A 9,101-nucleotide genomic window follows, 5' to 3' on the forward strand; every position below is an offset into this window, starting at 1 on the left:
TACTCTCGGTGATCAGTGCGCCATTCATCGGTCTCATTGCGACGTGGGCTATGCGGGGCGAAAGGCAGTACTGGCCCGTACTGATCCTGACCGTCGTCGTGGTCATCGTCGAGTCGATGCGGCTCACGCTCAGTGATATATTCGCCGCCCACGGTCGAGTAGGAATGGCCGTGTTGACCACGCACCATGTCCGCAGCACGATCGTGCTTCCGGCGGTCGCTCTACTTCTTTTCGCATTCGACAAATCGTCGTTGACGGAAGTTCTCGCGGTGTACACCGCGGTGGCCGTGATGCAGTTGGCGGCCGCGCTGATCGTCGGCCGTGCTCAAGTGTCGTTGATCAGCGAAGGACAATTGCGCACCTTGCGGGATCCGATACGGAACGGCGCCAAGCTCTTCGTCCTCGACCTCTCTGCGTTCGTGTGTCTTCCGGCAACCATCTGGCTGGCCAACTTCGTGTTCACGCCCCACGACGCCGCCACCTATGCCGCTGCTGCAACGTTGGCGCTGCAGGTCACGATCCTGGAGAGTCTCGCATCGCTCGCCGTGACCCCCGTCGTCGCGCGGGAATGGGTTGCGGGGAACCGGGAACGCGTGGTGTCTGTGCTCGCGGCAGTGGCAACGCTGGGGACGCTCGTGACACTTCTGATCATCGCTGTGCTGGCAGTGTTGGGGGAGACCATGGTCTCGTGGGCCTACGGCCCGTCGATGTCGGCTGCGGGTCCGCTACTCCTTGTCCTGGCGGCGGGCGGCATCGCGAAAACTGCGCTGGGTGGAAACATCACGATGCTGGTCATCAGCGACAACATCGATCGGGCGGCTTGGGCCGCGTTTGCTGTTCTGGTGTGTGCGGTGCCTGCAGGCATCTTGGCGGCGGTCGAGGGCGGACCGATGGCGTTGGCGATCGTATCGGCGTGTGCGGTGACGTTGACCGCGGTAGTCCAATGGCTCAGTGCCCGTAGGGTTCTCGAAGGCACACCACGACCGAGTTTCGCTGTGCGGTCGTCATTGTCGACGTTCCGCTGATGGGTTTCGACGTGTCGTCAGTGAATTGACGGTGTGATCGCTTCGAGCACACGCTCGGCGGACAGCCGCCACGAGAATCTGCGCGCGTTATCGTGTCCCATGCGAATCAGCTTGGTGCGCAACCCGGTGTCTTCGGACACGCGGCGTACGGCGTCGATCATCGCCTGAGCATCACCCGGAGCGAAGAACACTGCTGCCTCGCCCGCAACCTCGGGGATCGACGCCGCATCACTACACACAACCGGGCAGCCCGACACCTGCGCCTCGACAACCGGCAGTCCGAAGCCCTCGTACCGCGACGGGAAGACCAACGCGCGGCAATGTCGATACAGGTATGCGAGCTCGGCATCATCCAGGCGTCCGGCGACGGTTGCGCCAGCGGCAAGTGGCGAAGCATCGCTGAACACTTGAGGATTGCCCGACGCTCCCACGACAATGACCGGAAAACCCTCGGACACCAGCGCGTTGACGGGCTCGGGAAGATTCTTGTGCTGGGCGAGGGTGCCGACTACGACGACGGATTTCGCGATGTCGACTGTGTCACCGAGGTCGGGTGCGTGCTCGTCGACCGCGTCGAAACCGTCTGCCGCACAGTGTGCAACATCGAATCGTTCAGCGGGAACATGCAGGAAATCGGCGAGTTCGCCAGCGCTGAACCGGGATACGGTGACGAGGTGTGCTGCCGTCCGCGACAGCAGGAAATACATCACGGCGTAGAAGGCGACAAACGACCGTCGGAAAGTCGACGAAAACCGGAACGGGGTTGCGTCATGCATCGTGACCAGCTGTTTGCGCTTGAGCAGCGGTGCAGGTCCGGCAAAATTGAGAAGAAGCGCACCACGGGTGGTCAGTGGCAGGTCAAGCTGCTCGAAGGTGACGCCGCTCCAGCGCGAACGATGCACCCGCGCACCACTGTCGACCAGCCACTCCGGCACCTCGGCGTCTGCGGGAACGTCGACGACGAACCGGCGTTCCGGTGCAAGTGTCAAGAGCGCGCGTACCATCTCGTTGGCGTAACGCTGGGTGCCCGTCATCGATTGCGCGAGCCACTTGCCATTGATGTGTATCTCGCTCATATGACCTTCTGGAAGAACCGATCGTAGAGTCGTCCGAGCGCTGCGCGTTGCGCGTCGTCGGTGTTGTCGGCGAGTACGCGTTGGGTCGACTCGGTTGTGGCAGCGTAGGTTTCGGGATCAGCGAGAGCTTTGAGTAGAGGCTCGAGCTGCGAGGGATGGTCGATCGTCATCGGCATGCGGAAACCGTGCACGTACGGCTGTGCGCGTGCGATCACCGGAAGGCCGGCCGTCGCGGCCTCGAGGATGGAGATCGGAAAGCCCTCCCACTGGGCTGTGTGGAGGTAGACATCAGCCGCAGCAAGTGTCTTCAATGCCTGTTCACGACTCAGCCAACCCGTGACATCGACGCCCGCGCTACGTAGGAGCCGGGCGCTCTCTTCGTCGCCGCCGCCGATCCACACGGCCTCGAAGTCGGTGCCGGAGCGACGCGCAGATGCGACACACTCGGCAAAGAAGTGCGCGTCCTTCTGCGGCCCCAATCGCCCGTTGCCGGCGATTCGCAATCGTGTTGACGCCGTCCGCTGATGTTGGGGTATGTGTGAGGGGGTCACGTTGGGCACCAGGACAGTCCTGGGATTCGATACGGGCCACTCCGAGAGCTCCCGTTCGCGCGGGGAACATGCGCCGATTGCAGAAGTGTTGAACGATAGCAGCCACTCTGCGAACCGAAATCCGGTTCGGATCACGCCGGGTACGTCGCGCCGTTCGAACGCGTAGCAATGCGGCGTATACACGATGGGGGTGCGCTGTGAGTTTCGCAGCGCCAATCGAACGTATACCCCGGCCTTGCTCGAGTGTGCATGAATAACAGCCGGGCCCTTGTCCCGCACGGTGCCGTTGAGGAACCGGATCCTGTTCGCGGTTCCTTCCGGAAGTTCGATCGTCGAAGCGAACTGGCCCAACGACTCAACATCCACCGTTGCCTCGGCACGTGTGGCGTAGACGAGGTGGTGCTCGACGTCGGGATAGTTGCGCACGTAGTCGCCGATTGCGGCTGCGGTCCCGCTCGCGAAGGACTCCGTGACGTGGATGAGTTGACGGCCAGTTGTGTGACTGGTCATTTCACCTCGAGTGGGATTTGATTGCGAGACCACCGCGATGTGGTACTGATCTGGCGTGGCACGTTGGTGACGAAGGGTTGAACCGAACTATCGACCAGAGCAATCTGTGTGAATGAGATATTGCTGATCGGTGCGCCCCCGTCGGCGAGCACCGCGACGTCGCGGCCTGCCTTCGCCGGGGTTGACTTGATGGTTACGTCGGCTATCCGGACTGAGTCGATGCCGTGACCGCGGTTTCCGGCGTAGACCAATATCGCACCCTGAACGGCGGTGCCGACGTTGGCAGACGTTATCGTGCCGCTCGCCACCGAAACCTGCCACACCGAATGGGTATAGAACGGATTGCCCTCGCTGGCGATGTACAGGCCTGCCGCAGCGGTATTGGAGACGTTCAAACCGTTGATGCTAATGCGAATGCCTCCGACGACGCTGATTCCGCGACCCCACCGGTTTCCGTTCACAGTGATGTTCGTTTCCTTGATATCGGAGCACAGTCCGCCATTGGCGTAGCTCACGACGGCCACACCGTCGTCGCCGGTACCGGACGTCGTCACGTTGCTCACCGAGCCACCGCTCGCCCCGTTGGTGATGTGAACGCCATCGGCAAGGGTGTTCGAGACATTCACGCGATCGATGGTGAAGTTCTTCGCACCGTCGACGAAGAGGCCGGCAGCGGCCGAGCCGTTGATCGTCACATCGCGGACGGTGTCGTTCTGTCCGCTGATCACCAATTTGTGCTGATCCAGGCCGGTCTGCCGCTGTCCGCGAGTTGCCCCGTTGAAAGTGATACCCGAGATGCTCACCCCATTGGCACTCACCTGTACAGATGAACTCAAGTCGTTCGTCGCGGCGAGCACCGTGTTATCACCTGTGATGGTGACGTTCGGTACCCGGATCTTGAGAGCTCCGGAATGGCGGTAGGTACCGCCGTCCAATCGGAGAGTCGACCCGGGTGTCAGGGCGTCGAACTTCTTCTGTAGAACCTGGGTCCGGTCAGCGTTCACTGGCGCGGTCGCGGCCGAACCGCACCCCGAGATCAGCAGAAGGATCGACAGCGATACCAACCCGATCACGGTCACGTGGCGCTTGCTCATGCCGTGATCTCAACGTCGCGCGGAACAGTGAGATCACTGCGATGAGCGGAACAGTCCGACGGTGTCGACATTCCCGGCGTTTTCAATCGTGTCGCGAGGAACGCGATGAGAAGCAAACCCAGCCAGGCTGGAGCCGCTCGGCCCTGCGCCCAGTATAGATAGCGGGGCATTTCGAGTAATCCTGTGAACATCACCGGGTACATGAGGAGGCCAATCAGAGATCCGTTGACGAATGCGCGATACGTTACGCCGACAATGATGCCAGCAAGCGCAAAATAGGCAAGTCCGCCGAAAGGTCCGTAATCGGTGAATGGTCCGGTATACCCGCTCGGATTGTTGAACTCCGGATTGGCATGTTGGGTCAGCAGTGGCGTGTAGTCGGACGGGCCGAGAGGGAAGGCGCTCCGGTGCGGGGGCAGAGTGCTGTAAACGTGCTCAATTCCCGGAGCCGTCCACACGACTTCGAGTGTGTCGTAGGGGACTCGCCCTGGCCACCGCATGTTCTGGTAGATGATCTGGCCATTGTTGATCGCCGTCGCGTAGTAGCCCGCGAGCCGATCCGCCGCGAACTGGATGAAGCTGTTGGAAGTGCGGGTTCGATAAAACGACCATGAACGGAAATACTCGAACAATCCGAAGACGAGAAGCAGGAGCGGCAGGGACGTGAGCGGAATCCACTGTGCGATGGTATTTCCGCGTCGGTGTCGGTTGCCCATCCGTGCACTACCGATGACAGCCAGTGGAACAACGAGTTCCAGTACGGCGAGTCTCTCCGAGAAGACGTAGGCACGCCCGATTGCCAGCAGCATCACGGAAGCGATGATTGCGATCTGTTTCTTGTTCTTCCCCTGCGTCAGGACGAGCGCAGCGACGACGACAGTGGGTACGCCGAACTGTGTGAGAGTGGTGACTCCCGCGATCGTCCCGATCGCGTCTTTTGCCGACGTACCGTCTGCCGCCGTCGCGCTGAGCAATTCGGACGGTGTGATGCCTGATTTGGCGATCAGATATCCGAACCCGACGTAGCCCAACACTGTCAATCCGAACATCACCGAACTCGCGCGGACCAACAGGGTTCGTGTATCCGAACTCAGGGGAGGCCAGCCTCCGCCCGCGACGGGGCGACGCCGCACCAGCAGCATCCCGAACAGTGCGGCGAGGGCCAACACCAGCACACCGGACCCGAACATCGCGACCGTCTCGTTGTCGAGAGTCCGTGGGGATCGCCAGAGCGTGCGGAACTCCTCGTCGCTGATGAAGGTGGTCGGTATCAAGGACAGCGAACCCACCACCAGGGCGATGGCAATCGGCGATATCCACCAGACTGCCCGTGGAGTGCGTGCTTTCACCGGTCTCTGCCGAAGTAGCCGACGAGTTCGCCACGGAGGTACGCGACGTCGGCCCGAGCGTGGATTCGGTTACCGCGAATGTCGCGCACGACGCTGCCGACGATCTTGCGGGCACCGTGGTAACCGAACTGCGCGACCGACAGCCGGTGGCGACGCCACAGGTGACCATTCCCTACGCCGTACTTGAACATCTTGTCGACGAACGCTTCCGTGATCGCGTGACGGTCGTCGTCTTGAAGAATGTGGATCGACGGATCGTAGGAGAGTGTGTGCCCAGCTGCGATGAGCCGAAGGACCAGGTCCGACTCTTCGCCCGCGCCGCGAAGTCCGGGTGAACCGACTCCGATGCTCTCGTCGAATGGGGCGCGCGAAGGCAGCGTCGCCGTGCGGAGGAAAATCGTGCTCGCGATACTTGTGCGTGGAAAATTCAGTCGCGACACGGTCGTTGGTCGTCGCAACCAGCGTTGCATTGACGGCCGCCCATCGGCGGTGACCTGCATACCACTTACTCCGGCAAGTTCAGTGTCGGTCTCGAGGAGCCGCGTCGCCGCTTCCAGCGTGTCCGGTCTGTACCAGCAGTTGTCGTCCGGATAGGCCACGATCGGCGCGGTGACCAATCGCGTACCCGCGTTGCGCCCGGTCGAGGCGCCGCGTCCACTCCGAGTGGCTTTGACGGGGCCGGGCAGCTCTGCTGACGTCACCAGGGCCGCACACTGCTGGTCGTCGCTTTGATCGACGACGATGAACTCGACGTGTTCTGCAATCGATGAAGCGGCGACCGAATCGAGTAGTCGACGGAACTCACTGGGTCGACCGATGGTGGTGCATACGAGTGAAATTCGAGGTGAGGTCATTGCGGATCAGGCCGAATCTGCTGTAGCAACTTCACGCCGGACACCTGCGGGAACATCGGCTGACTCGCCTGCGCCGTTTTGGTCGGTGTCGGTGTCGGTGTCGGTGTTGGTGTCGGTGTCGGTGTATTGAGTGTTGTCGCCCCGAGCGCTTTCTTGGCGGTCGTCGTCGGTCACACTCGGCGCATGCTCGGGTTCGATGACGGCCGACTGCGACTCGCGCGGCTGCTCCGTCTCCTTGCTATTCGCCAGCGCCAGCCGCCACTGCTTACGTGTCACAGCAATGAAGCCCGATTCGGGTACGGGCAACAAGTTCAACGTGGACGTGAGGGCGGGCAGGCGATCAACATACTGCTGCGCAACGACAACAACGTAGTCGGCATGTCTGAGGTGGTCAGCGAGATCAGGGTCGACGCCGAGTGATAGGCACTCGACAACTTGCACGGCGTCGTGATGTGCGGATGCTCCCGCGATTAGTTCGCCCACGCGACGTGTTCCTGATTCCGGGGATGCTCCCACGACGACGATCGTGCCGCTGTCTGGAGAGCCCAGTTGCGCGAAAAAGCTTCTGGCCGCAGCTTTTTCGGACTCAGAAGGGAAACTGCCGGGTCGGCCGATGGCAAGGGTCGGGGTGAAGGTCTTGGCGATATCGCTGACGTCAGACGAAGAGGTGATGAATCGCTTGCGATTGCGCCAGACGACTGCGCCACCGAGCGCGACGAGCGCGCCTACCACGGCGCCGATGATCGCGGTAACTCCCCAGTTCGACGAAGATCCCGAAGTCGGGGTCGCAGGCTGTACAACGATGGCTGGTGCGCCGGCCGCTGTCTGCAATTGCAATGCCGAGGCCTGCGTGCGTAGTTCTTGGACGCCAGCGCCCCGGCCGGTGCTTTGCTGCTGGGTAATCAGATTGTTGATCGAATTCAGGGCGGCAGTGTTTCGATCCCGCAACTCCCCCGACGAGTGATCCAAGTACGTCGTTATCGCAGTTTCGACGATGCGTTTCGCCTCGATCTCTGTGGGCGCAGTCGCCGAGATCGTCACCACTGCGGAATTGCTGTTCTGTACCGCGCTGATCGACGGATCGGTTTCTGAGCCCAACGTCGATTTCACGCTCTCTCGGAAACCTGAACCCGAGAGGTACGCGATCTCGCCACTGACATAACTCTGCAGCTCGTCGGTCGATGTCGGTTGGCCACTCAACACGGCAGACACGCTGGCGGGCTGCTCGAGCCGCACCATCGCCTCGGCTGAGTGCGCGCTGTTACCCGTTTGCGTCAGTGCTCCGGCCAGGCCCCCCAGGACAGCGCACAACAGTGTGACCGGCCACAGCGCAACCACCCCACGGGTCAGCTGGGCACGATTTAGTACGTGCATCAAAAGAACTCCCCCTATTTACTCGCTGCTACCTTATCCGAGATCGCCAACTTTGCTGAAAAATATCGCCTCAGGCGACGAAACTCACATGAATTCCTCACAGTTCGGTCGGATTTGCGTAGACCCCCCGCGCGTGGGTTGCCGGTGGATGCAACCCCACGATGCGACACGGGAATGCACAAGGTCAGCTGAAGCGTTCCCGCAGGGCGTGTCGGTCGACCTTGCCCGGGCCGCGTAGCGGGAGCTCGTTGAGCTCGATCACCTCGCGCGGCGCGGCGTAGCGATCGAGTCGTTCGACGACGGCGCCACGGATGCGCTCGGCGTCGAATGTGCTTGTGTTGGAGGGAACTACGAAGGCCACGACCTTCTCGCCGAGTCGGGCGTCGGGTAGTCCGACGACGGCGCACTCGCGCACGGAGTCGTCATCGAGGATGACGGCCTCGACCACCTGGGGTACCACGGTGAGTCCGCCCGTGGTGATGGCTTCGTCGGCGCGGCCGATGATGCTCAGGATGCCGTCGTCGAGGCGGCCGAGGTCGTCGGTGACGAAGGTCCCGGGGGTCGCGAACGCGGGGTGCTCGGGCAGATTACGGTAGCCGTGCGCGACCATCGGGCCCGAGAGTGCCACGCGCCCAACGCCTTCGGGGTAGGGGTCGAGGATGGTGATGGTGACGCCTTCGAGCGGGATGCCGTCGTAGACGCAGCCGCCGCCGGTCTCACTCATGCCGTAAGTCCGGATGATGGGCAGGCCGGCGTCGAGTGCCCGGCGCAGGAGCGGGGCGGGGGTTGCGGCGCCACCGACGAGGAGGGCGTCGGTGCTGCGGAGAGCTGCGGTGGCACGCGGGGAGTCGAGGACTTTGATGAGCTGTGTGGGAACCAGCGAGGTGTAGCGGCGCGGACCGTCGAGGGTGTCGAGGGCGTCGGCGAAGGCGTCGGGATTGAAGCCGGACGAGACGTCGAGGACGCCTGGCGTGAACCCGGCAGCCAGTGCGCGGAGGAGAACCTGGAGTCCGGCGATGTGGTGCGGGGCGAGCGCGAGGAGCCAATTGCCCGGTCCGCCAAGGTATTTGTGCGTCGCGGCCGCTGACGCGGTGAGGGTGTGGGGCGTGTGTTGCGCGCCCTTGGGGGTGCCGGTGGTGCCCGAGGTGGAGATGACGAGCGAGATGACGTCGTCGATGGGGGCGTCGGCGGCCAGGGCGTCGGCTCGCCGGTCCGCAGGACTGAACAGACCACTCATTTCTATCCCACGGCCGTCTCCCTCATCGTGG

General features: G+C 62.5%; 8 protein-coding genes. 1 reads left to right on the forward strand and 7 read right to left on the reverse strand.

Features of this window, described 5'->3' with window-relative positions:
- The first annotated feature begins 50 nt into the window (after nt 1–50).
- Nucleotides 51–1,025, forward strand: a complete 975-nt coding sequence (locus A5777_RS01915; protein ID WP_168431212.1) for a lipopolysaccharide biosynthesis protein — start codon at nt 51–53, stop codon at nt 1,023–1,025.
- Between the two features lie 17 nt (nt 1,026–1,042).
- Here the strand turns inward: A5777_RS01915 and A5777_RS01920 are convergent, their stop codons facing one another.
- The 7 genes from A5777_RS01920 to menE form a co-directional block, all read right to left on the reverse strand.
- Entirely contained in the window at nt 1,043–2,101 is a 1,059-nt protein-coding gene (locus tag A5777_RS01920) for a glycosyltransferase family 4 protein (protein WP_064861444.1), read from the reverse strand.
- Complete coding sequence (locus A5777_RS01925) at nt 2,098–3,162, reverse strand: glycosyltransferase (RefSeq protein ID WP_064861445.1); 1,065 nt, start codon at nt 3,160–3,162, stop codon at nt 2,098–2,100. Before A5777_RS01925 ends, A5777_RS01920 begins: the two co-directional genes overlap by 4 nt.
- Complete coding sequence (locus tag A5777_RS01930; RefSeq protein WP_005208576.1) at nt 3,159–4,256, reverse strand: right-handed parallel beta-helix repeat-containing protein; 1,098 nt, start codon at nt 4,254–4,256, stop codon at nt 3,159–3,161. Before A5777_RS01930 ends, A5777_RS01925 begins: the two co-directional genes overlap by 4 nt.
- On the reverse strand, nt 4,253–5,605 hold the full coding sequence (locus tag A5777_RS01935; protein WP_156529257.1) for an O-antigen polymerase: 1,353 nt from the start codon (nt 5,603–5,605) through the stop codon (nt 4,253–4,255). The genes A5777_RS01930 and A5777_RS01935 overlap by 4 nt, the downstream gene beginning before the upstream one ends.
- On the reverse strand, nt 5,602–6,459 hold the full coding sequence (locus A5777_RS01940; RefSeq protein ID WP_064861447.1) for a glycosyltransferase family 2 protein: 858 nt from the start codon (nt 6,457–6,459) through the stop codon (nt 5,602–5,604). The genes A5777_RS01935 and A5777_RS01940 overlap by 4 nt, the downstream gene beginning before the upstream one ends.
- A gap of 6 nt (nt 6,460–6,465) precedes the next feature.
- Entirely contained in the window at nt 6,466–7,833 is a 1,368-nt protein-coding gene (locus A5777_RS01945; RefSeq protein WP_156529258.1) for a hypothetical protein, read from the reverse strand.
- A gap of 184 nt (nt 7,834–8,017) precedes the next feature.
- The gene (menE, locus tag A5777_RS01950) at nt 8,018–9,070 is read right to left on the reverse strand and encodes an o-succinylbenzoate--CoA ligase (protein ID WP_064861449.1); all 1,053 of its coding nucleotides are present in this window, start codon (nt 9,068–9,070) and stop codon (nt 8,018–8,020) included.
- Between the last annotated feature and the right edge of the window lie 31 nt (nt 9,071–9,101).

This window comes from Gordonia sp. 852002-10350_SCH5691597 (assembly GCF_001665715.1).
Classification (GTDB): Bacteria; Actinomycetota; Actinomycetes; order Mycobacteriales; family Mycobacteriaceae; genus Gordonia; species Gordonia sputi.